This is a genomic window from Micromonospora sp. ATCC 39149 (assembly GCF_000158815.1).
In the GTDB taxonomy this organism is placed as follows: Bacteria; Actinomycetota; Actinomycetes; order Mycobacteriales; family Micromonosporaceae; genus Micromonospora.
Genome location: NZ_GG657738.1, coordinates 4,046,004 through 4,068,806, shown reverse-complemented (window position 1 = coordinate 4,068,806; position 22,803 = coordinate 4,046,004). Strand labels below are relative to the sequence as shown.

General features: G+C 74.6%; 19 protein-coding genes, 3 pseudogenes and 1 riboswitch. Of the genes and pseudogenes, 8 read left to right on the top strand and 14 right to left on the bottom strand.

Annotated elements, in window-relative coordinates; all coding sequences use genetic code 11:
• Positions 1-7: 7 nt before the first annotated feature.
• On the bottom strand, positions 8-1,534 hold the full coding sequence (locus tag MCAG_RS17510) for a glycosyltransferase family 2 protein (protein ID WP_007074310.1): 1,527 nt from the start codon (positions 1,532-1,534) through the stop codon (positions 8-10).
• A gap of 322 nt (positions 1,535-1,856) precedes the next feature.
• On the opposite strand from MCAG_RS17510, the gene MCAG_RS17505 reads away from it, so the two are divergent.
• Together MCAG_RS17505 and MCAG_RS17500 are read left to right on the top strand one after the other, a co-directional pair.
• Entirely contained in the window at positions 1,857-2,756 is a 900-nt protein-coding gene (locus MCAG_RS17505; RefSeq protein WP_007074309.1) for an SDR family oxidoreductase, read from the top strand.
• A gap of 92 nt (positions 2,757-2,848) precedes the next feature.
• Complete coding sequence (locus tag MCAG_RS17500) at positions 2,849-3,301, top strand: ATP-binding protein (protein ID WP_007074308.1); 453 nt, start codon at positions 2,849-2,851, stop codon at positions 3,299-3,301.
• Between the two features lie 36 nt (positions 3,302-3,337).
• Here MCAG_RS17500 and MCAG_RS17495 read toward each other — a convergent pair whose 3' ends face one another.
• A complete protein-coding gene (locus tag MCAG_RS17495; RefSeq protein WP_007074307.1) occupies positions 3,338-4,105 on the bottom strand; it encodes a DUF3152 domain-containing protein in 768 nt (255 codons plus the stop codon).
• Positions 4,106-4,486: 381 nt separating this feature from the next.
• Here MCAG_RS17495 and MCAG_RS17490 point away from each other — a divergent pair, with 381 nt between their 5' ends.
• Positions 4,487-5,698, top strand: coding sequence for a DUF2786 domain-containing protein (locus MCAG_RS17490; RefSeq protein ID WP_007074306.1), 1,212 nt, complete (start codon positions 4,487-4,489; stop codon positions 5,696-5,698).
• 133 nt (positions 5,699-5,831) lie between these two features.
• Here MCAG_RS17490 and MCAG_RS17485 read toward each other — a convergent pair whose 3' ends face one another.
• The 7 genes and pseudogenes from MCAG_RS17485 to MCAG_RS17455 all read right to left on the bottom strand — a co-directional run bounded on the left by MCAG_RS17485 (position 5,832) and on the right by MCAG_RS17455 (position 12,414).
• The gene (locus MCAG_RS17485; protein ID WP_232290203.1) at positions 5,832-7,415 is read right to left on the bottom strand and encodes an alpha/beta fold hydrolase; all 1,584 of its coding nucleotides are present in this window, start codon (positions 7,413-7,415) and stop codon (positions 5,832-5,834) included.
• A 123-nt stretch (positions 7,416-7,538) separates the two neighbouring features.
• The gene (locus MCAG_RS17480) at positions 7,539-7,817 is read right to left on the bottom strand and encodes a hypothetical protein (protein ID WP_050777996.1); all 279 of its coding nucleotides are present in this window, start codon (positions 7,815-7,817) and stop codon (positions 7,539-7,541) included.
• Positions 7,814-8,155 (bottom strand): helix-turn-helix domain-containing protein, encoded by a 342-nt coding sequence (locus MCAG_RS17475; RefSeq protein WP_036373907.1) that lies wholly within the window; start codon positions 8,153-8,155, stop codon positions 7,814-7,816. The genes MCAG_RS17480 and MCAG_RS17475 overlap by 4 nt, the downstream gene beginning before the upstream one ends.
• Positions 8,156-8,268: 113 nt before the next feature.
• On the bottom strand, positions 8,269-8,763 hold the full coding sequence (locus MCAG_RS17470) for a hypothetical protein (protein ID WP_036373905.1): 495 nt from the start codon (positions 8,761-8,763) through the stop codon (positions 8,269-8,271).
• Between the two features lie 154 nt (positions 8,764-8,917).
• Positions 8,918-11,168 (bottom strand): annotated as a pseudogene (locus tag MCAG_RS17465) (heavy metal translocating P-type ATPase).
• Between the two features lie 12 nt (positions 11,169-11,180).
• Complete coding sequence (locus tag MCAG_RS17460; protein ID WP_007074301.1) at positions 11,181-12,173, bottom strand: hypothetical protein; 993 nt, start codon at positions 12,171-12,173, stop codon at positions 11,181-11,183.
• Positions 12,174-12,204: 31 nt separating this feature from the next.
• A complete protein-coding gene (locus tag MCAG_RS17455; RefSeq protein WP_007074300.1) occupies positions 12,205-12,414 on the bottom strand; it encodes a heavy-metal-associated domain-containing protein in 210 nt (69 codons plus the stop codon).
• 151 nt (positions 12,415-12,565) lie between these two features.
• Here MCAG_RS17455 and MCAG_RS17450 point away from each other — a divergent pair, with 151 nt between their 5' ends.
• Entirely contained in the window at positions 12,566-12,868 is a 303-nt protein-coding gene (locus MCAG_RS17450; protein WP_007074299.1) for a metal-sensitive transcriptional regulator, read from the top strand.
• Between the two features lie 120 nt (positions 12,869-12,988).
• Here MCAG_RS17450 and MCAG_RS17445 read toward each other — a convergent pair whose 3' ends face one another.
• The 3 genes from MCAG_RS17445 to MCAG_RS17435 form a co-directional block, all read right to left on the bottom strand.
• Positions 12,989-13,663, bottom strand: a complete 675-nt coding sequence (locus tag MCAG_RS17445) for a DUF305 domain-containing protein (protein ID WP_036373902.1) — start codon at positions 13,661-13,663, stop codon at positions 12,989-12,991.
• A gap of 84 nt (positions 13,664-13,747) precedes the next feature.
• Positions 13,748-14,314: a hypothetical protein gene (locus MCAG_RS29750; protein ID WP_007074297.1), complete on the bottom strand. Its 567-nt coding sequence runs from the start codon at positions 14,312-14,314 to the stop codon at positions 13,748-13,750.
• A gap of 157 nt (positions 14,315-14,471) precedes the next feature.
• The gene (locus tag MCAG_RS17435) at positions 14,472-16,520 is read right to left on the bottom strand and encodes a heavy metal translocating P-type ATPase (protein WP_036373898.1); all 2,049 of its coding nucleotides are present in this window, start codon (positions 16,518-16,520) and stop codon (positions 14,472-14,474) included.
• Positions 16,521-16,876: 356 nt separating this feature from the next.
• Between MCAG_RS17435 and MCAG_RS17430 the strand changes: the two genes are divergently transcribed.
• Together MCAG_RS17430 and MCAG_RS17425 are read left to right on the top strand one after the other, a co-directional pair.
• Positions 16,877-18,262: a YibE/F family protein gene (locus tag MCAG_RS17430; protein WP_007074295.1), complete on the top strand. Its 1,386-nt coding sequence runs from the start codon at positions 16,877-16,879 to the stop codon at positions 18,260-18,262.
• 166 nt (positions 18,263-18,428) lie between these two features.
• Positions 18,429-18,560: riboswitch (cyclic di-AMP (ydaO/yuaA leader) on the top strand.
• A 3-nt stretch (positions 18,561-18,563) separates the two neighbouring features.
• Positions 18,564-19,593: pseudogene (locus tag MCAG_RS17425) on the top strand (coiled-coil domain-containing protein).
• A gap of 159 nt (positions 19,594-19,752) precedes the next feature.
• On the opposite strand, the gene MCAG_RS17420 reads toward MCAG_RS17425, so the two are convergent.
• Positions 19,753-20,472, bottom strand: coding sequence for a carbonic anhydrase (locus tag MCAG_RS17420; RefSeq protein WP_007074293.1), 720 nt, complete (start codon positions 20,470-20,472; stop codon positions 19,753-19,755).
• A 191-nt stretch (positions 20,473-20,663) separates the two neighbouring features.
• Here MCAG_RS17420 and MCAG_RS17415 point away from each other — a divergent pair, with 191 nt between their 5' ends.
• Together MCAG_RS17415 and mycP are read left to right on the top strand one after the other, a co-directional pair.
• Positions 20,664-20,999, top strand: coding sequence for a helix-turn-helix domain-containing protein (locus MCAG_RS17415; RefSeq protein ID WP_050777994.1), 336 nt, complete (start codon positions 20,664-20,666; stop codon positions 20,997-20,999).
• On the top strand, positions 20,996-22,180 hold the full coding sequence (gene mycP / locus MCAG_RS17410; protein ID WP_007074291.1) for a type VII secretion-associated serine protease mycosin: 1,185 nt from the start codon (positions 20,996-20,998) through the stop codon (positions 22,178-22,180). The genes MCAG_RS17415 and mycP overlap by 4 nt, the downstream gene beginning before the upstream one ends.
• A gap of 22 nt (positions 22,181-22,202) precedes the next feature.
• Here mycP and MCAG_RS17405 read toward each other — a convergent pair.
• A pseudogene (locus tag MCAG_RS17405) lies at positions 22,203-22,803 on the bottom strand (hypothetical protein); the annotation flags it as partial.

Genomic DNA, 22,803 nt, shown 5'->3' with positions numbered 1-22,803 from the left:
CCGCCGGTCAGCGGCCCAGCAGGCGCTTGGCCACCCGGCGCAGGCGGGTACGCAGGCCAGACGTCCCCTCGGCGGCGGCCACCCGCACCGGCGCGGCGCCGTCGGCGGCGCACCGGAAGGTCAGGGGGAGCCGCGCGTCCTCGGTCCACCCGTTCTCGGTGAGCCGGGCCTTGAGCAGCCAGGTGCCCTCGGTCCGGCCCGAGTTCAGGGTGGCGAAGTCGACCCGGGCGACGGCGTGGTGGACGAAGTGCACCCGGCCCGGCCCGGCACCGGGAACCGGCTCGTCGACGACCCGATGCTCGACCGGCAGGAAGAACTCCTCGCCGCCCTCCTTGCGCCGGGCCACCACGTCGAGCCGCGCCATGGGCCGCCGGGCGGTGACGTCGAGCAGGTCCGGGTCGACGTCGGCGGGAAGGTCGATCTGGTAGCGCCCGTCGGTGAGCGTGAGGGTGACCGGCTTGCCGCCGGAGGCCAGGTGCGCGGTGACGGTGACCGTGAGGGCCGTCCCGTCCAGCTGGTGGCCCTCGACCCGGGCCTGGACCCGGACGCCCGCCTCCCACTCGGCCAGCTTCCGCAACCCGGCGATCCGGTCCTGCGCGGTGAGGGCCGTGATCGCCCGCTGAAGCGGCGGGAGCCCGGCGGCGACGCCCGGCGCGAAACGCTCGCGGATGATCTTGCCGGACTCCAGCGCCACCTGCTCCACCCAGTCCGCCGGTTCCTTGAGGAACCGCTTGCCGCGCAGCCGGCTGACCATCTCGTTGCGCAGCCAGCGCCGGTGCAGCTTGTCGCGCAGCGGCCCCGGCTCGGTGTGCGCGTCGACGACGTCCAGCACGTCACGCAGGTTGGCGTAGTAACCCGCCGGGTCCAGCCCCTGTGCCGTCACGTTCCCGGCGTCCTCGCGGCGGATGTGGTGGTAGCAGACGTAGTTCGACAGCACGGAGGTGCGCCGGGAGAGGAGGAACGCCCGGACCACGAAGAGGTGGTCCTCCAGCCGGCGCTTCTCCTCCACGAACCGAATCTCGTGCTCGTTGAGGAAGGACCGGCGGAACAGCTTGTGCGCCGTCAGGCTGTCGATCAGCGGCGCGTTGTCCAACGTGGCGTTCGGGCGGTCCTTGCGGAAAAGCTCGCGCGGCACCGAGCGCCCGTGGCCGGCCATCTTGCCGATCACGATGTCCGCGTCGTTCTCGACCGCGTACGCGTAGAGGCGTTCCAGGGCCTCGTCGCCGAACCAGTCGTCGTCGTCGGAGAAGAAGACGTACTCGCCACGGGCGTTGGCGACGCCGACGTTGCGCGGCCGGGACGGCCAGCCGGAGTTCTCGATGTGCACCACGCGGATGTGCGGGTGCGCGGCGGCCAGCTCGTCCAGGCGGGCCCCGGTCGAGTCGGTGGAGCCGTCGTCGACGAAGACCGCCTCGAACTCCCCCGGCGGCAGCGACTGGCGCAACAGAGAGGCGACCAGCCTCTCGATGTGCGGGCCGGAGTTGTACGCCGGCACTACCACGCTGACTTTCGGAGCATTCGTACTGGCGGTCATCGTCTTCTTCCCGTCAGGTCCGTGAACCGGTGCGCGGACAACCGACGATCATCATGGCCCGGAAGTGGCATCTCGCGGTGCCCCACATGTGTCCGTGCCGTTACGTCGGTCGACTCGTCCCCGTTCCACCTGGACAGCCTCGCCCCGGTCCGGAACACGAAACACCGTAGCGGTCCTGTCGCGGCGGAAGCAGTGGCCCCCTGCCCCTTGGCTGGTCACCCGGCGCCCCGGGAAGGACAATTGTCATCATGTGATGTGGTTAGGCACGCCCGGCTGGGGAAGTCACTGTCGTACCACCGGCCCCGGAGTAAGGGATACCACCGTGACGCGCGACCAGTACGACATGCAGGACCCCCAGAAGCAGTTCCCCACCCCCGACGAGCTGGCCGGCGGGCAGCAGTCGGCCCCCGGGAAGACCCGGAAGATGCCCGACGCCCCCGACCACGGCGAGAACAGCTACCGGGGCACCGGACGGCTGGCCGGCAAACGGGCCGTCATCACCGGCGGGGACTCCGGAATCGGCCGCGCCGTGGCCGTCGCCTTCGCCCGCGAGGGCGCGGACGTGCTGATCACTTACCTGCCAGAGGAGAAGGACGACGCCGAGGAAACCGCGCGCCTCGTCCGCGCCGCCGGCCGCACCGTCGTGACCGTGCCCGGCGACATCCGCGAGGAGGAGCACTGCATCGAGATCGTCCGACGGGCCGTCGACGAGCTGGGCGGGCTGGACATCCTGGTGAACAACGCCGCCCACCAGATGGCCCAGAAGGGCGGCATCACCGACATCACCACCGAGCAGTTCGACCGGGTCCTCAAGACCAACCTGTACGCGATGTTCTGGCTCTGCAAGGCCGCGGTTCCGCACCTGGCACCCGGCTCCACGATCATCAACACCGCGTCGATCCAGGCATACCAGCCCTCCCCCCAGCTACTGGACTACGCCACCACCAAGGCCGGCATCGTGAACTTCACCAAGGGGTTGGCACAGAACCTCGCCGACCGGGGCATCCGGGTCAACTGCGTGGCGCCGGGCCCGGTGTGGACCCCGCTGATCCCGGCCACCATGCCCGAGGAGGCGGTCGAGTCGTTCGGCGGGGACGTCCCGCTGGGGCGGGCCGCGCAGCCCGCCGAACTGGCCCCCGCGTACGTCTTCTTCGCCTCGCAGGAATCGAGCTACATCACGGGCGAGGTGCTCGGGGTGACCGGCGGCAAGCCGCTGGCCTGAGAGTCGACCGGTGGCCGAACCCCGCGCGCCCGGTGGCCGTCCGGCGGCCCCCCCGCCGTGTGAACGGCTAGCACCCCGGGTAATGCCAGGTCATGGGATCGCTGCACACGTCGCCGCCACCACCCCGGGCCGTCGAGATCCGGCGCTGGGCCCTGGCCAGCGGGGCGGAGCTGCGTGGCCTCCGAGCGTCCCTGCACGAGGCGCTGAACGGGCACGCGCTCGCCGAGGGCGAGGAACTCGACGACATCCCCGAGCGGGTCGTGCTTGTCGCCACCGAACTGGCCACCAACGCCCTGCTGCACGGGCTGCCGCCGACCACCGTCCGGCTGCTGCGCGACGACGACCTGTTCATCCTCGACGTCGCCGACCACGACCTGACCACCGTGCCCGAGATGGCCGAGACCCGACCGCTGGGGGCCGGCGGTCGCGGCCTCCAACTGGCCCGGGCCTTCTCGCTGAACGTCGGCTGGTACGCCACCGAGGGCGCGAAACACATCTGGGCGTCCTTCCCCCGGCGGGACGAGGGGTCAGCGAAGCACGAGTGAGCGCGCCGCGCTCGGCTCCACCATGGTCGACCGGCCTCACCAGCCGGTCGGTACCGGGTCGTCGTACTGGCCCGGGGGCCCGGTGAAGACGGCGCCGTCCACCTCGGGCCAGGCGTTCGGGACGCAGCCGTGCAGGCCCAGGGTCTGCTGCTGCATCACCGGCGCGGGCCCCCCGGCGCGCGGGCACAGCTCGTGCCCCCGGCCGAGCCGGTGACCCACCTCGTGGTTGAGCAGGTACCGACGGTAGGTGTCCAGGTCACCGGCGAACTGCGGCACACCGCCCGCCCAGCGGGCCACGTTGATCACCACCCGGTCGCCGTTGCGGCACGACGTGTAGTGGTCGGTGACGTCCCCACAGAGCACGCCCCGGGTGACCGGGGTGGTGAGCGCGACGGTGAAGTCGGCCGGGTCGTCCGGACCGACGCGTTGCAGCCGCCACCGGCCTGCGCCGGTCCACCCCCGGGGGTCGGCGAGGATGGCCCCCACCTCCCGGCCGAACCGCTCCACGTCCACGCCGTCGATGCCGTCCTCCACGGTGACCCGGTAGCGCAGCAGCTCACCGGCGCGCCCGGCGACGGCACCCCGCAGGGTGGCGGCCCGGAACTTCCCCGTACCCCGGGGCGGAAAGGTGATGTCGGCCGGCGCCGGCGCGGCCGGGGTCGTGGACCGGGCCGGCGCCGGGGTGACCGGAACGGCCCGGGTGGGCGCGGCGACCCCTGCGGCGGCGACCGGCCGGCCCGCCGGGTCCGGCCCGTCCCACCGGACGGCCCCGGCACCGACCGTGACCAGGACGGCCACGGCCAGGGCGGCGCACGCGACCACCGGCCCGGTCCGGGCGGCGGCGCGCCGCCGACGGTGGACGCCCCGGCCGTCCGTGCCATGGGTACGACTCGACACGTCGCGCTCCGTCCCGTCGGTCCGCTGTTGTTGCACGGATGGATTCCGCACTCGTGCACGATTGGATACGGACGGCGACCCGGAGCGGATGACCGTCTCGGGCTCGGTATTTCGCCGGGCGCTGATCGGCGCTTCACGGCCGGGCCGGTCATCCCCGGCGGTACGGTTTCCCGACGGACCGTTCCGCCACTGACCATGAGGAGCACCCTGTGCCGGACGCCGACGCGCTGATCGCCGACGCCCTCGCGGCGGCGCGCGGCACCGAACGTACGCGCCGCGGAGCGGCAGTTGGACCGGCTCGTGGTCGGCGCCGGCGTACCGGACGGCCCGGCGGCGGTGGACGCCGCCCTGACCGCCCGCCTGGTGCGCAGCGTGGGCCGGCTCTGGCCCCGGGGCTGGCAGCCCGTCGACCTGGCCCGGATCGCGACCCGCCGGCTCGGCCCGTCGGCCGGTCGGCTCGTGGCCGACCTGGCCGCCGCCCAGCGCCGGGTCCAGCCCGACCCCGTGCCGGGCTGGTGGGACGACCAACTCGCCAGCCTCGACGCGGCCGTGTGGTGGGACGACGACCGGCGGCACCTGACGGCCTGGGCGGCCCGGGAGGGCACCGACCGGATCTCCGCCCTGCGCGACGCCGTCGACGTGCTGGCGCTGGTGGAGGGGCTGCCGCCGATCGCGGTGCTGCGCCCGCCGCCCGGCACGACCGCCCCGGCGACGGCCGTCCGGCACGGCGGGAGCGGGTCGCGGATGCTCGACCGGGTGCGGGCGCTGCTGGCCAAGGCCGAGTCGACCACCTTCCCGGCGGAGGCGGAGGCGCTGACCGGCAAGGCGCAGGAGCTGATGGCCCGGCACAGCATCGACGCGGCCCTGATCGAGGCGACGGCCGAGCGGGGCGACGTGCCCGGCGGGGTGCGGCTCGGCACCGAGCCGCCGTACCCGGGGGCGAAGGCGCTGCTGGTGCAGGAGGTGGCGGCGGCGAACCGGTGCGAGTCGGTGTGGTCCGACGACCTGGGCTTCGCGACCGTGCTCGGCTTCCCCGCCGACCTGGCCGCCGTCGAGCTGCTCTACACGTCGCTGCTGGTGCAGGCCACCGCCGCGATGCTGCGGGGCCGCGCCGAACGCCGCACACGGGGCGGCAGCCGGCGCACGAAGGCGTACGACGAGTCGTTCCTCAACGCGTTCGCGCTGCGCATCGGCGAACGGCTGCGGGCCGCCACCGACGAGGCCGGCCGGGAGGCGGCCCGGGATCGGGGCGCGGAGCGGCTGCTGCCGGTGCTCGCCTCCCGGGCGACGGCGGTGCGGGACCGAATGGACGACCTGTTCCCCGGGGTGACCAGCAAGCGACTCGCCGTCGCCGACGAGGAGGGCTGGGCCAGCGGAACCTTCGCCGCCGACCGGGCGGCGCTGGGCCCGGCCGGATCCGCCCCGGCCCGGGTGTCGGGTACGGCGCACCGGCTCCGACCACCCGCCGGGACGCGCCGACGGGGCGCGGCCGACGCGTGAGGAGCACCTCGTGAAGTACGTGCGCTGATCTCGAAACGCCCCGGCTTCGTCGAGACCTCCAGCGCGCCGAGCTGACCGCCGAGGCGATCCGGCTGGCCCGGGAGCTACGCCGGCTGCTGCCCGACGAGCGGCGTCACCTGAAGGGCGGGGCCGCCCGGCCGGCCTGACGGTGATCCCGCCCCGGCGTCCTACTGCTGCGTGGGTGGCTCGACCGCCGGGCAGCGGGTGCCGGCGGCGGGGACCGCCAGCGCGACCAGGTACCGGTCGATCGTGGCACCCGTGCAAGGGCTGGTGGTGTAGCTGCCGTGCCCCCACCCTCGTACGCGAGCAGGACGCCGTGCAGCTGGCGGGCGACGGCGGCGGCCCGGTCGAACTCGCTCACCGGGTCGTGCCGGGTGGCCGCCACCAGCACCGGCACGTCGGTGCGCCCCCGGAGGCGGTGCTGCGGATTGCCGACGGGGGCGCCGAGGCACAGGGCGAGGGCCTGTGCCCCCAGCGGATACCGGACGTCGGGCGCGATCGCGGCGAGCCGGCGCAGCAGCCGGGCGTACTCGGCGTGGTTCTTGACGGGCAGGCTCCAGTCCTGGCAGAAGACGGCGAGCGGGTTCGCCTGCTCCCCGGCGGCGCGCGTGGCCGCCGCACCGGTGCGCGTTCCGGCCGCCCCGGTGGCAGCCGACCAGGTGACGATGCGGTCGGCGAGCACCGCCCAGTCGGGGCCGTAGAGGTCACGCTGGGCGCGGGCGCTCAGCGCGAACGGGGTCAGCGTCGCACCGGGCCGGGTCGGGTCGGGCAGCGCGCCGCGCTCGGCCCGGTCGAACAGCTCCGCCCAGCGGGCCCGGACGTCCTGGCCGTGCAGGGCGCACCCGGCGGCGCGGTCGCACCAGGCCACGAACTCGTCGAACGAGTCCTGCGCGGCGACGGCCTGGCTGGCCAGGAACGGCCGCATCGGCAGGCTGTGGTCGATCACGCTCTCCAGCACCATGGCCCGCACCCGGTGCGGGTACTCGTCGGCGTACTGTGCGCCGAGCAGCGTGCCGTAGGAGCTGCCGTGGAAGGTCAGCCGCTCCTCCCCGAGGGCGGCCCGGACGGCGTCGAGATCGCGTACCGAGCTGCGGGTGTCGAGGTGGTCGAAGACGGGGCCGGTGCGGGCCCGGCAGTCGGCCCGCAGCTCCGCGTTGTCGCGTACGGTTGCGTCGAACTGCGCCTGGTCGGTGATCAGTTGCGGGACCCGGGCGAGCAGGTCCGCCGCGCAGACCACCGGATTGCTGCGGCCGACGCCGCGCGGGTCGAAGCTGACGATGTCGAAGCGGCGGCGCAGCTCGGCGCTGAACCGCTGTTCGCCCGTCACCACCCGGTCCACGCCGGAGTCCCCCGGGCCGCCGGGGCCGAAGAAGAGCACGCCGACCCGGGCCGCGCGGTCGGTCGCGGCCCGGCGGGCCAGGGCAAGCTCGAACCGTTGCCCGGCCGGGTCGGCCCAGTCCACCGGCAGCGACAGGGTGCCGCACTCGGCGGACCCGTCGTCGGCGCAGGAAGCCCACCGGATCGGCCCGAACGCCGGCCGTATCGTCGGCCCTGACGTCGCTGGTTCGGCGCGGGCCATCGCGGGCGTGCCGACGAGGAACGTGCCGGCGACGGCCGCCGCCAGCGCCGCGCCGACGGCCCGGCGGAGGCCGGCACGCGCCGGCCCGCCGGCTGCGGATTTGCGGGTACGCAGCATGAGATGCTGTCCTCTCGTCGAAGGAGCATTGCGCTGAGAACTCGCCCTCGGGCGAGGTGATGCTGCTTCCACCTGGGTCGCCGAGTTGCCGCTCGGCGGCCCAGGGCCTTCTTTGCCTACCGCTCAGTCGACGTCCCGCAGGACGCGCTCCAGCGCGGCCGTCCGGGTCGCCAGTTCGCCGAGCCGACCGTCGATCGTGGCCAGGAGCCGCTCGTTGGCCTGCTGGGCCCGCACCGACGCCTCGGCGAGCCGGCGGTACTCCTCCGCGCGGCTGGCGGACAGTCGTGCCCGGCGGTTCTTGGACAGTTGCACGACGAGCACCGTGATCACGGTGACGAGCAGGGTGAAGATGCCGGCCGCCCCGACCACCTCGGTCCAGTCGTGCTCGCTCATCCCGGTCATCCCCGCTCCTTCCCGGGCCCCTCGGGCGGGGTCAGCGTCTCGGCCGCCCGCATGATGATCCCGGGGGTGAGGGTGAACACGAACGGGTTCACCTCGTAGTACTTCATTGCCCTCCCGTCCTCGGACAGCTCAAGGCGCGCGGTGACCAGCCCGGCCGCCGTCAGCTTGCGCAGGTGGACCTGGAGCAGGGCCCGACTGATGCCCAGCTCGCGTGCCAGCCGGCTGACGTAGGCGCGTTCCCTGGCCAGCGCGGCGACCACCCGGAGGCGGTGCGGGTTGGCCAGGGTGGCCAGCACCCGCAGGAGATCGTCTCCGGTGATGGGTGGCTCGGCGCTCATAACCAACCCTTGCACATGCAAAGGAAAATTAGCAGGGGAGCTCGCGCGGTCACAAGTGGACGGTCCCCGATTCCGGGTGGGGGCGATCCCTGAGCCGTCCCCGGGCCGCGGAGTCAGGCGTGGCACTCCCGGGCCAGCCTCGGCGGGATGTCGACGAACGTGTCGCCCATCCACTTGGCCGGGCTGGCCGCCTTCGCGCCCCCGTCGAGCTGCTTCGCGACGTCCGCGATCAGCTTCTCGATCTCCGGGTCCTCGGCGCGCGCCGCCTGCTCGCGTACGTCGCCGGCCAGCCCCGCGATGGTCTGCTTGAGCCGGGAGTTGAGCTCGTCGGCGGTGGCCTTGTCCCGGGTGGCTTCGGCCGAGTCGGCGGCGAGTTTCTTGCTCCCGGCGAGAATCAGCCGGTCGACCCTCCCCGCACACCGCGGGCGGTGTTGGGCCGCCGTCACGGCGGGCGTCGACGTGGCGGCAAACGGCTCGGTCGAGGCGGGTGGCGCGGTCGAGGCGGTGGTGACGGGCGCGGCGGCCGGGTCGTCGGCGGTGTCGTCGGACTGGCAGCCGGCGGCGAGCGCGGCCAGGGCCACCAGGGCGGTGGCACGGAGCGCGGTCACGGCATGACGAGACATGTTCTCCCCGTTCGGTCGTGGACCGTCCCAGCATGCCGGTCGCCGTCACGCTCCGGCGTACCGGCCCGCCGGGTCACGAACGCACGCGCCGGGCCGGCCCCCGCCGGCCCGGCGCGCGACGCCGGATCCCTCGGCCAGGTCAGGGCTTGAGGGCCGGCTGGAAGCGGCGCAGGCGGAGGCTGTTGGCGACGACGAAGACCGAGGAGAACGCCATCGCGGCACCCGCGATCATCGGGTTGAGCAGGCCGGCGGCGGCCAGCGGGAGGGCGGCCACGTTGTAGGCGAAGGCCCAGAACAGGTTGCCCTTGATGATCGCCAGGGTGCGGCGGGACAGCCGGATCGCGTCCACGGCGGCGGCCAGGTCACCCCGGACCAGGGTCAGGTCGCTGGCCTCGATCGCCACGTCGGTGCCGGTGCCCATGGCCAGGCCCAGGTCGGCCTGGGCGAGCGCGGCGGCATCGTTGATCCCGTCGCCGACCATCGCCACGATCCGGCCGTCGGCCTGGAGCTTCTTCACCACGTCCACCTTGTCGGCGGGCAGCACCTCGGCGGTCACCTCGGCGATGCCGACCTCGGCGGCCACCGCCCGTGCCACCGTGGCGTTGTCGCCGGTGAGCAGGACCGGGGTGAGGCCGAGGGCGCGCAGGCCGGCGACGGCCGCCGCGCTTGTCGGCTTCACCACGTCGGCGACCGCGAGGACCCCCCGGGCCCGGCCGTCCCAGCCGGCCAGCACCGCCGTCCGGCCGGCGGCCTCCGCGCCGGTCACCGCCCGCTCGATCTCCTCCGGTACGTCGAGCCCGCGCTCCCGCAGCAGCCGAAGCCGCCCGACGATCACCTCGCGGCCGTCGACCGTGCCGGTGACGCCGAGCCCCTCGACGTTGGCGAAGCCGGTGACCGGGGCGAGCGGGCCTGCGTCGGCGGCCCCGGCGGCCACGGCTCGGGCGATCGGGTGTTCGCTCGCCGCCTCCAGCGCCCCGGCCAGCCGGAGCAGTTCTGCGGCGTCCTCGCCCTCGGCGGCAAGCACGTCGACCAGGGCCATCCGCCCGGTGGTGACGGTGCCGGTCTTGTCCAGCACCACCGTGTCGACCTGCCGGGTGGACTCCAGCATTTCCGGGCCCTTGATCAGGATGCCGAGCTGCGCGCCGCGCCCGGTGCCGACCAGCAGCGCGGTCGGGGTGGCCAGGCCGAGAGCGCACGGGCAGGCGATGATCAGCACCGCCACGGCGGCGGTGAACGCGGCCGTCGGGCCGGCCCCCGCGCCGAGCCACCAGCCGAGGGTGCCGGCGGCGAGCGCGATCACGGTCGTCCCAACACCCCGGAGATCCGGTCGGCCAGCGGGGAGTCCCCATCCGGTCTGGGCCTGCTCGACGAGCCGCGCCATCTGAGCGAGCTGGGTGTCGCCGCCGACCCGGGTCGCGGTGACCACCAGCCGGCCCCCGGCGTTCACGGTCGCGCCGACCACGGTGTCGCCGGGGCCGACCTCGACCGGCACGGACTCGCCGGTGAGCATGCTGGCGTCGACGGCCGAGGTGCCCTCGTCGACCACTCCGTCGGTGGCGATCTTTCTCGCCAGGGCGGGACCACGACCGGTCCCCAACGGCGAGCCGGTCCACCGGGGACCCGGGTCTTCATCCCGTTTCGCAGCACGGCGACGTCCCGCGCGCCCAGCTCAGCAGGGCGCGCAGCGCGGCCCCGGCGGTCCGCTTGGACCGGGCCTCGAAGTACCGGCCGGCGAGGAGGAACACGGTCACCCCGGCCGCCGCCTCCAGGTAGATGTTGCCGGCCCCGTCGGTGCGGATGATGTCGAACCGGAACGGGTGCGTCATCCCCGGCACGCCGGCGTCGCCGAGGAACAGCGCCCACACCGACCAGCCGAACGCGGCCAGGGTGCCCAGCGAGACGAGGGTGTCCATGGTGGCCGCGCCGTGCCGCAGGTTGACCAGCGCGGCCCGGTGGAACGGCAGGCCGCCGTAGACCACGACCGGGGCGGCCAGGGTCAGCGACAGCCACTGCCAGTAGTCGAACTGCCAGGTCGGGACCATGGCGAGCACGATCACCGGCACGGCCAGGGCGGCGGAGACCCACAGCCGGGTACGCAGCCCGCGCAGCTCGTCCGCCGGCTCGGCGGCGGGCGGCGCGGACGAGGGCGGCGGCGGCAGGGCGGCCGTGTACCCGGTCTTCTCGACCGTGGCGATCAGGTCGTCGGGGGTGACTTCGTCGGCGTACGAGACGGTGGCCTTCTCGGTGGCGTAGTTGACCGTGGCGGTCACGCCGTTCATCCGGTTGAGCTTCTTCTCGATCCGGGCGGCGCAGGACGCGCAGGTCATGCCGCCGATCATCAGCTCGATCCGGTGCGGTGCTACCGGTAGCGGTCGCGTGGGCGAGGTCATCGCTGCCTCCCGTCAGTCGTGCCCGTGACCGGGGACGCCGTGGCCGGCGTCGGCGGTCGGGGCGCTGGTGGCGGCCGGCGTGCCGGTCGCCGTCGGTGCGCCGGGCGCGTCCGGCGCGGCCACGGCGGGGGTGCCGGCGACGACGGTGAACTCGGCGGTACGCACCGCGTCGCCGTGCCGGAAGTCCAGGTAGAGCCGGTAGCTGCCGGCCGACGGGAACTCGGCGGAGAAGGCCACCGCCGGCCCGGCCGGGGTCGTCCCGTCGCCGGGCGCCCCCTCCGGGTGCACGTGCAGGTACGCCAGGTCGCCCTGGCGCAGGGCCACCAGGTGCCCGTACGCCCCGAGGTACGGCTGGAGGTCGGTGACCGGGGTGCCGTCCCGGCTGACGGCCAGGGTGAGCCGGGAGGCGCGGCCGGGCTGCGCCGTGCCGGCCAGGGTGACGGTGTAGCCGTCGACGGTGGCGACGGTGGCGGGCGGCGGCAGCGGCCGGGCGTCGAGCGCGCCGGGCACGGTGACGTCGGCGCCGAGGGTGAGCGCCGGCCCGCCGGTCGGGGTGAAGTCGGCGAACGCCCGCCAGACGCCGGGGCCGGCGAACGGGGACGCGACCCGCCAGGTGCCGTCCGGGCCCGCCTCCGGGTGGACGTGCCGGAAGCCGGAGAGGTCCCGCCGGGCGACGATCAGGTGCATCCGCTTGTCGTGCGCGACGTCGTAGCGGGTGACCGGCTGCCCGTCGGGGCCGGTGATCCGGAAGGCGAACTCGCCGGCCAGTGCGGTCAGCGGGGTGAGGGTGTAGCCCCGGTCCGAGACGAGCAGCCCGCCGGGGAGGTGGTTGGTCGGGGCGTCCCCGGTGGCGGAGCGGGTGGCGCCGTGGGCGGGGTCGTCGGCGTCGTGGCGGGTCTCGGCGGCGGGGGTGACGGGGTCGGCCACCCGGCCGACCCCGTACGCCGCGCCGAACACCGCCGCCAGGCCGAGCACGAAACCGCTCAGCTTCGTCGCCGTGTTCATCGTGGGCCTCGGTTTCTTCGTAGGGGTGGCGTCACGCGTCGACGAGGGTGTACCCGGCCTCGTCGACGGCGGCGCGCACGGTGTCGGTGTCCAGCGGGCCGTCGCTGGTGACGGTGACCCGGCCGGCGGCCAGGTCCACCCGGACGTCCGTGACGCCCCCGATCGCGCCGACCTCGGTGACAACCGAGTTGGCGCAGTGCCCGCAGCTCATCCCCTGCACCTCGTACGTCGTGCTGACCATCGCTTCTCTCCTTCCGCTGCACCTCACGCTACCCCCGGGGGGTAAGCGTGGGGCGGACCACCGCCCCCTGGAGGCCACAAATACCCGGCGGGGGTATCTGCGACGGGGAGAACCGTACCATACCCCACAGGGGTATGGTAATCTCGGCTGCATGACCGGACCCGCGCCTGCCCCGACCCGGGGGTACACCGCCAGCAAGGACCAGTTGCTCGCGCGGCTCCGCCGCGTGGAGGGCCAGGTCCGTGGCATCGAGAAGATGGTCGACGAGGACCGCTACTGCATCGACGTGCTCACCCAGATCTCCGCGATCCAGGCGGCCCTGGACAAGGTCGCCCTCGGCCTGCTCGACGGGCACGCCCGGCACTGCCTGCACGAGGGCGCCGTCGAGGGGCGGGCCGACGAGATGGCCACCGAGATGATGGCCGCCGTCGGCCGTCTCATGAAGCGCGGCTGACGGCTGGCCACCGGCCGCTCGATCAACGCGGCCCACGGCTCTTGATCGACACCAGGTCGGCGACATGGGGGCGCATCCCGCGGTGTGGACCCCTCACGCCGCCGACCTGGTGGCCGTCCGTCAGAGCCGGGCGAGGATCTTCCGCATCAGGTCGATCTCGCCCTGCTGGCTGGTGGCGATCTGCTGGGCCATCGCCTTGGCCTCCGGGTTGGCGCCCTCCGCCAGTTCCTCCTTCGCCATGGTGATCGCGCCCTCGTGGTGGGCGACCATCATGATCAGGAACTGCCGGTCGAACCCGGCGCCCTTCGCGCCCGCCAGCTCTTTCATATCCGCGTCGGACATCATCCCGGGCATTTCGTGGTCCATCTCCGGCAGCCCGTGCCCGTGCCCGGCGGCGGGCGACGGCACCGGCCGGCCCCACCCGGTGAGCCAGCCGGTCATGGTGGCGATCTCCGGGGCCTGGGCGGCTTTGATCTGGGCCGCGAGGCGCTTGACCTCCGGGTCGGCGGCGCGGGTCTCGGCCAGCTCGGCCATCTCCACGGCCTGCCGGTGGTGCGGGATCATCATCTGGGCGAACATCACGTCGGCGTCGCCGAACGCGGCCGGCCCGCGCGTCGGGACACCGGTGGCGGAGGTGGCCCCGGCGGAGGTGCTGCCGGCGGCCGGCTCGTCGCGGCCGGGCGAGCCGTGGTCGCTGGAGCCGTGGTCGCTGGAGCCGCAGGCGGTCAGGGCGAGAGCGGCGGTCAGGGCCGCGCCGGCCAGGGTGGCACGGCGCGCGATCGTACGAGTGGTCACGGTGAATCCTTCGGTCTCAGTCATGTGTGCGGGCAGGACGGGGACACGGGCCACCGGCGGAGCCGGCACCCGCGCCGGGGCGTCCTACATACGCGACACCGAGACCTCGGCCAGCCGAAGGCCGACCGGGCGGGGCGGCGGGGCGCGCGGGCCGGCGGACGCGCCACCGGCCCGGCGGCCGGGCGGGCCGAGCGCCCGCGAACCGGTCAACAGCAGCACGGCGACCAGCAGGGCGATTCCGAACGCGCCGAGCACCGCCAGGCAGATGCTCCACCCCGCCGGCCCGTCGGCGGTACCGCCGGCCGGCTGGAGCCGGGTGGGCGAACACCCGCCCGCCGGGCAGCCGACGTGCGCGCCGGGGGCAGCGACGACGGTCGTGCCGCTGGCGAGCGCCCCGGAGCCGGTCAGGCCGTCGGTGGGTGACCCGGATGCCGTCATGACGTCGGCGAGGGCAACGGAGGCGGCCATGACGTCGGCGAGGGCGACGGCGACCGGATGGCCGTCGCGCGGTGCCGCCCCGTCATGGCCGCCGTGGGTGCCGCCGGAGTGCGCGCCGTGGCCCAGGGTGTGCATGGCGGCCAGGCCGACCAGGGTGCAGAGCAGCAGCGCGAGGCGGGCCCACCGCCCGCCCGTCACCGCCGCCGTCCGCACGCCACCACGCTAGCCGTCCCGGCTGCCGGCCGAACACTCCGGGGTCCCGCACCGCTGCTCGTCCTTGTCGCCCGTCACCCGCGGCTCGGGTGGGATCGATGACGAATCCGCGCCCAGTGCCCCCGGCATGATCCGCCGCCGACGGCCCCGTGCGGGATCAGTCGGGGGCGAGGCGGACCCGGCGGAGCAGTTGGGCGTTCAGCGCCACCACGATCGTGGACGCCGACATCAGGATCGCCGCGACGGCCGGGCTCAGCGCGACCCCCGCCCAGGCCAGCGCGCCGGCGGCCAGTGGCAGCGCCACCACGTTGTAGCCGGCCGCCCAGGCCAGGTTCTGCACCATCTTCCGGTACGACGCCCGGGACAGCCGGGCCACCGCCGCCACCCCGCGCGGGTCGGACGAGGCGAGCACCACCCCGGCGGACTCGATGGCCACGTCCGTGCCGGCTCCGATCGCGATGCCCACGTCGGCACGGGCGAGCGCCGGGGCGTCGTTCACCCCGTCGCCGACCATCGCCACGGTCAGCCCCCGGCGTTGCAGCTCGATGACCCTCCCGTCCTTGTCGGCCGGCAACACCTCGGCGAAGACCTCGTCCACCCCCGGCCGGAAGCCGAGGTCGGCGGCGACCGCATCGGCGACCGCCCGAGCGTCCCCGGTGATCATCGCGATCGTCCGGACGCCCCGGGCGCGCAGCTCGGCGATCGCCTCCCGCGCCTCGGGGCGTACCTCGTCGGCCAGGGCGAGCGCGCCGAGCACCGTGCCGGGGAGGCGGACCAGGTGCAGCACGGCGGCCCCCCGCCCCGCCCAGTCGGCGGCGGCCCGGTCCAGCTCGGCGGGGAGGTTCACGCCCAGCTCGCGAAGCAGCGCCGGCCCGCCCAGCGCGTACTCCGTACCTTCGATGGTGGCCCGCACCCCACGGCCCGGCAGGGCGCGGAAGCCCGTGGCCGGCGCGGGGCCGCCGCGTTGTTCGGCTGCGGCGACGATCGCGCGGGCCAGCGGGTGCTCGCTGTCCGCCTCGACCCCGGCGGCCAGCCGCAGCAGCTCGTCCTCGCCGGTGACGGCGACGGCCGCGACACCGGTCACGGCGTGCTCGCCCCGGGTCAGGGTGCCGGTCTTGTCGAACAGCACCGCGTCGACGGTACGCATCCGTTCCAGCGCGAGCCGGTTCTTCACCAGGATGCCGGAGCGCGCCGCCACCGCCGTGGACAGCGCGACGACCAGCGGGATCGCCAACCCCAGCGCGTGCGGGCAGGCGATCACCAGCACCGTGACGGTCCGCACCACCGCCTCGTCGGCGTCGCCGAGAGCCGACCAGACCGCCACGGTCACCACAGCGGTGGCGGTCGCGACATAGAACAGCCAGGCCGCGAAGCGGTCGGCGAGCACCTGGGCCCGGCCGCTGGAGCGCTGCGCCTCGGCGACCATCCGCTGGATGCCGGCGAGGGTGGTCTCCTCGCCGATCGCCTCCACCTCGACCCGGACCGCCGAGTCGGTGGCCACCGTGCCGGCCACCACCCGGTCACCGACCGACCGGGCGACCGGGCGGGATTCCCCAGTGATCATGGATTCGTCCAGCTCGGCGGCCCCGTCGACGATTCGCCCGTCGGCCGGCACCCGACCGCCCGGCCGGACCAGCAGCACGTCGCCGACGCGCAGCCCCGCCACCGGGACCCGCTCGGTGCCGCCGTCGGGACGGACCCGCTCCGCGTCGTCGGGCAGCAGCGCGGCCAGCGCGGCGAGGCTGCCCCGGGCCTGACCGATCGCCTGCATCTCCTGCCAGTGGCCGAGCAGCATGATGGTGACCAGCGCGGCCAACTCCCACCAGAAGTCCAGGTCGAACGCGCCGACGCTGGTGGCCAGGGACGCGACGTACGCGACGCTGATCGCCATCGCGATGAGCAGCATCATGCCCGGCGCCCGGTCACGCACTTCCCCGACCGCGCCGACCAGGAACGGCCACCCGCCCCACCAGAAGACCGCCGAGCCGAGCACCGGGCCGGCCAGCGCCCGACCGGGGAACTCCAGCGAGTAACCGAACCAGTCCATCACCATGTGGCTGGTGACGACGATCGGCAGGGTCAGCGCGAGGCAGAGCCAGAATCGGCGGCGGAACATCTCCGGATCGTGCCCGGCGTGCTTGTCGTGCCCGGCGTGCTTGTCGTGCCCGCCGTACCCGGCGTGCTGTTCGTGAGCGTCGTGGGCCATGCCTCCAACATGCCCCGCCGGCCGGCGAGAAATCTGCATGTCGTCGACATGGCGGCATCGAGGCAGCCGGGACACCGCGATGTCGCCGACATAAGGTCGGTCGACCTGCATCCGCAGGTGAGGATGGCTACGATTCCGGGCGATGGAACGCAGAAACCCGGTTCGGGCAGCCGACTGGGCGGAAACCGTTCGGCCGCCCGGCCGGGCGGAGGGCCCTCGGGCCTCCGGGTGGGGGCGTTCGGGCGGCCGGCTGGGCGGGGGGCGCTCGGCCCTCCGGCCCGGATCGGTCGTCGGCGACGCTGAACCGTCCGGGCCGCCGAGCCGTATCCCGCGCTGACACCGTTTGGAGAACGTCGATGGGCGCCGACCACAACCGACCCACTCCGCCCACCCCGCCGGGGGTGCGGCGGATCCTCGTCGCGACCGTGGTGCCGCTCTTCGTGATCACCGTGATCGCGGCGATCGCCCTCTGGCCCCGCGACGGCGGCCCAAAAATCGACGGCGGATCGCCGGTGCCCCGCTATCACGGCACGGTCACCCGCGTGGTCACCGAGGAGTGCCCGCCGCAGCCGGAGACGCCGGAGGGCGGGCCGAGCATCGCGAACGGCCCGTGCGGCACGGTGACCGTCCGGGTGGAGCAGGGGCCGGACGCCGGGCAGCAGGTCGAGACGCCGATCCCGACCGGCCCCGGCGCGCCCACCGTCGCCGTCGACGACCGGATCGTGCTGGTGAAGCTGACCGACCCGGCGGACCCGGCGGCAAGCGCCTACAACATCGCCGAGCACCAGCGCGGCAGCCCGCTGATCTGGCTGGCGGTGCTGTTCGCGCTGGCGATCGTCGCGTTCGGCCGCTGGCGGGGGGTGGCCGCCCTGGCCGGCCTGGCCGCCACCTTCGCCATCCTGCTGACCTTCGTGCTGCCCGGGATCGGCGCGGGCGGGTCGCCGCTGCTGATCGCCGTCGTCGGCTCCGCCCTGATCATGTTCGTGGTGCTGTACCTCACCCACGGGGTCACCGCGCAGACGTCGGTGGCCGTCCTCGGCACCCTGGGCAGCCTGGTGCTCACCGGCCTGCTCGGCACCCTGGCCACGGCGGCCACCCACCTCACGGGGTACGGCAGCGAGGACGCCACCACACTGTCGATGTTCCGGGGCGACGTGGACCTGCACGGTCTGCTGCTGGCCGGCATCATCATCGGCTCCCTCGGGGTGCTCGACGACGTCACCGTCACCCAGGCGGCCACGGTCACCGAGCTGGCGCACGCCAACCCGGGGCTGTCCCGGTTGCAGCTCTACCGGGCGGCCACCCGCGTCGGCCGGGCGCACATCGCCTCCACGGTCAACACGATCGTGCTGGCGTACGCGGGCGCGTCGCTGCCGCTGCTGCTCCTGCTCACCGCCGACTCCCGCCCGGTGACCGAGATCCTGACCAGCGAGTTCCTCGCCCAGGAGATCGTCCGCAGCGCGGTCGCCACGCTGGGCCTGATCGCCGCCGTACCGCTGACCACCGGGCTGGCCGCCGTGGTCACGGCGGCGGGGCGTCGCGGGGTGACCGGGCCCGCAGCGGCGGGCGGCGGGGACGTGCCGGCGGCGCGTACCCCCGGGCGGCGGCCCGCGGACCGGGATCTCGCGCTGGAGGCGCTCGGCGGCGGCCGGGCGACCCATCGGTACCCCGACGACCACACCCCCACCCACCCCCCGGCCGGGCGGCCGCACCGAGAAGGAGGCACGGAGACCGCATGGTGATACTCCGCAGCGTGACCGGCGGCGGCATCCGCCCTGAGAATCGCATCACTGATCATCGACAACGATTACGAAATGACGCTTTTAGTCGGCATCCGGACGTAGCTCCCCGCAAGGACTCTCAGGTAACCTCGCTGCCGGTCACCGCCGAAGGCGCGAAGCGGCGCCTGCGGTGCCGCCGCCCAATCGCCGGAAGGCGAGCCGGGGAACCAGGTACCCGGGGTGAATCCGCGCGAGCGGTAGGGGCCGCTTCCGCCCCGAACCCGTCAGCTAACCCGGTCGGCGGTCGATGGAAGGGAACACTGTGACGGCACCCCTGCATCGCTGGTTGGCACCCGTGGTGGCCGTGCTCGCCGCCCTGGCGGTCGTCGCCGGGCCAGCCGCCCCGGCTCTCGCCCTGCCCTCCGCCGCCCCCCAACCGTCGGGGCACGAGGAGGACGACGAGCCCCAGCTCATCACCGACGTGATCGAGGCGACCAACCGAGACTACGTCCAGGCCAAGTCGAAGCTCGAAAAGTCCAAGAAGCGCCAGGCCCAGCTCGCCGTCGAGGTGCAGAACGCCCAGCAGGAGCTGGACGCGCTCGCGCCGCAGGTCGGCGAGATGGCCGCGCAGTCGTACCGAACCGGCCGGGTCGGCGCGATGGCGATGCTGCTGGAGAGCAACACCCCGGACTCGTTCGTCAAGCGCGCCTCCGCCCTCGACGAGCTGAACATGGTCAACGCCAACAAGCTGGCCGAGGTCGGCGCGGCGAAGACCCGCGCCGAGCAGGCCAAGCTCGCGCTCGACGCCGAGGTGCGCGAGCAGCAGAAGCAGGCGTCGGTCATGGCGAAGAAGAAGCACGACGCCGAGAAGGCGCTCGCGCTGGTCGGCGGCAAGGGCTTCACCGGTGGCCTGGTCTCCGCCACCTCCCCGGTTGCCAGAATCGCGCCGGGCCGCACGTCGGACGGCACCTGGCGGCCGGAGTCGTGCAGCGAGAACGACCCCACCACCTCCGGCTGCGTCACGCCCCGGACGCTGCACGCGTACAAGGAGGTCAAGCGAGCCGGCTTCAACCGGTTCGTGGGCTGCTACCGGCCGGGCGGGCCGTGGGAGCACCCCAAGGGCCGGGCCTGCGACTGGTCGCTCCAGAACAGCGGGTTCTCCCCCTGGCACAACAACGACACCCGGATGTACGGGAACAACCTCGCCGCGTTCCTCATCCGCAACGGCCGACCGGGCTCGGCATCTACTTACGTCATCTGGAACCGGCAGATCTGGTTCCCGGCGAACGGCTGGCTCCTCCTACAGCGGGCCCTCCAACCACACCGACCACGTGCACATGTCGCTGCTCTGACGACACGCCCGCACGACGGGAGGGCCGTTCCGCAGCTCGCGGGGCGGCCCTCCCGTCGCGTCCCGGCCCCCCTTCCGGGTGCTGAGGCGACGACGGGGTCGGCGGGTTTCAGGCGACGGCGGGGCCCTCAGGGGGTGAAGCTCTCCCGGCGGCGGGGCCTCAGGCGACGGCGGGGGCGGCCGGGCTGGCGTCCGCGGTCACGGCGGCCGGCGCGGCGGCGACCGTCCGCACCTCGCCCGCGCTGAGCCGGTACAACATCCCGACGATTGCGCACCGCCCGGCGTCGACCTCGGCGGCCAGCACCGGCGACCTGTCGAGCATCGCCTCGACGGTGCACGCGATGTGGATGTCGACGATCTCGTCGATGCTCTCGACGCCCCGCTCGGCGGCCCGGTGCAGGCTGGGCACCACGGCGTCCACCACGGCCCGCAGGTTGCCGGCGGGCGGGGTGCCGGTGCCGACCGCCCTGGCCGCCTGCACCGCGCCGCAGGAGTCGTGGCCGAGCACCACCACCAGGGGGGTGCCCAGCACGGTCACGGCGTACTCGACGCTGCCCAGCACCTCGGGGCCGACGGTGTGCCCGGCGGTGCGGACCACGAAGAGGTCCCCCAGGCCACGGTCGAAGATGATCTCGGCGGCCAGCCGGGAGTCGGAGCAGCCGACGATCACCGCGAACGGGTGCTGGCCGTCGGCGACCGCCGCCCGATGGTCGGCGTCCTGGTTCGGGTGGCGCGGCGTTCCGGTGACGAAGCGGTGGTTGCCGGCGTACAGCTCGGCGAGGGCCTGCCCCGGCGTGGGCGGGACGCCGGGGGTGCCCGGTTCACCAGGTCGGGCGACGGCCGAGAGAGCTTCGAGCCGCCCGGAGCCCGACTGAGCCATTGACATGCTGGAATGCTCCATGCCCATCACCTCGCCATTCGCCCGCACGACCGGTTCCCTCACGGTCACACGGAGCTAAAGACACGTCAAGCGTTACGTGATACACATTTCCTGTGTTGGGAAGGGGTTGCGCGGGGCCGACTTTCGGCCCACACCGCCCAGGGACGTGAAAGCTGTACCCGAGCCCTAACATGTCCGACATGGCGACGACAGCAGGCGAGAACGGGAGCCCCCGGAACTGGACGTTCCTCACCAACCACGGCCACGTGCTGCTAGCCATCGCGCGCAACCCGACCGCCCGGCTACGCGACGTCGCGCAAGAGGTGGGCGTGACCGAGCGGGCGGCCCAGGCGATCGTGGCCGACCTGGAGGCGGGCGGCTACCTGCAACGAACCCGGGTGGGCCGGCGCAACGAGTACACGGTCAATCCCAGCGGCCACTTCCGCCACCCGGCCGAGGCGGACCGCCAGGTCGGCGACCTGCTCGCCCTCTTCACCTCCGACCAGGCCGACGAGGGCACGCGGTGACCGGGCGGGTCGGGCTCCTGCCCACGCTGGCGGCGGCCCTGCTCGCCACCGCCGTCGTGCCGCCGGCCCCGGCGTCGGCCGCCCCGACCTGCGGGCCGGCCGGGAACCCCCCGCCCACCGAGGCCCCCTGGGCACTGACCCGCCTGGACCCGTCCTCGGCGTGGCGGACCACCCGCGGCGAGGGCGTCACCGTGGCGGTCATCGACTCCGGCGTGTCGGCCACCCACCCGCTGCTGCGCGGTCAGGTGCGCCCGGGCCGGGACTTCAACGCGCTGCCCCGCAACGAGGGCCAGTGCGACGAGGCCGGGCACGGCACAATCGTCGCCGGCATCATCGCCGGCCGGGAGGGCACCGGCGCGCCGTTCACCGGCATCGCGCCGGCCGCCCGGATCCTGCCCGTACGCGTGCTGCCCGACGCCCGGCGCACCAGCGACGAGGGCCTGCCGGCGCAGATCGGCCTGGCCATCCGCTGGGCCGTCGACCAGGGTGCCGACGTGGTCAACCTGTCCCTGGTCACGCTGCCCCGCCCGGAACTGGCCGCCGCCGTCGAGTACGCCCTGAGCAAGGGCGTCGTCGTGGTGGCCGCCGCCGGCAACCGGCAGGAGCAGCAGCAGAACCTGCCGGCGTACCCGGCGGCGTATCCCGGGGTCATCGCCGTCGCCGGGGTCGACGCGAAGGGCGGCCACGTCGGCACCTCGGTCAGCGGCGACTACGTGGACGTCGCCGCCCCCGGGCTGGACATCCTCGGCCCAGCGCCCCGGGGGCAGGGGTACCTCGCCGAGCCGCAGGGCGGCACCAGCTTCGCCGCCGCGTACGTCTCCGGCGTGGCCGCGCTGGTCCGCGCCGCCCACCCGGACCTCACGCCGGAACAGGTGGCCTACCGGCTCACCCGCACGGCGGACAACCCCCCGGACGGGCACAACGCCGAGGTCGGCTATGGGGTGGTGAACCCGTACCGGGCGGTGACCAGCGTGCTCGGCACCCGCACCGACCCGCCGCCCGGGGCGTTGCCCGCGCCGGCCCCACCCCGGGACCCGCTGGGCTGGCAGCGGGCCGTGGCGGTCTGGGTGGCCGCAGTCGGCGCGGTGCTGGCCGGCCTGCTGCTGGCCGCCAAGCCGATCCTGGCCCGGGGGCGACGCCGGGGCTGGCGCCCGGGTCGCCGCCCCACCCCCGCCCAGTGACCGCGACCCGCCGCCCGGACGGTCAGCGCAGGATGCCGGGGGTGGCGTCGCCGCCCGCGCCCCAGACGTCTTCGTCCTCCTCCAGCCAGGTGCTGCGCACCTGCTCCTCCTCCACGTAACCGGCCCCGCCGGCACCCATGCCGGCCATGCCGCCCCTACCGGCCGTCGCGCCACCCGGACGACCGGCACCCGCCGTGGCCCGGCCGCCCGCGCCCCGGCCACCGGCGGCGGCGCCGGGGGCCATCATGCCGCCCATGCCCGGCTTGCCCGCGCCGAGCCGACCGCCCGCGCCCCGGCCCGCGCCGGCCGCGCCGCCGCCGAGCATCGGCGGCAGCCCCAGGCTGACCGCCTTGCCGAGCGCGCCGCCCCCGGGGATGCCGCCGCCCGCGCCGCCGCCGGACAGACCCGCGCCGCTGCCGCCGCCCAGCCCGCCACCGCCCGCGCCGAGGCCGGCGGTGGTCGGCGGGCCGGCACCGGCCAGGCCCGTCCCGTAGTCGTCGTCCAGCCCGCCCGGGTCCACCGAACCGGTGTCGGGAAGGTCGGTGACCGGGGTGAGGTCCGGGTGGGTCGTCGGCCCGGGGTCGGGAGTGGTGTCGCCGAGCTCCGGCACCTTGCCGATGCCC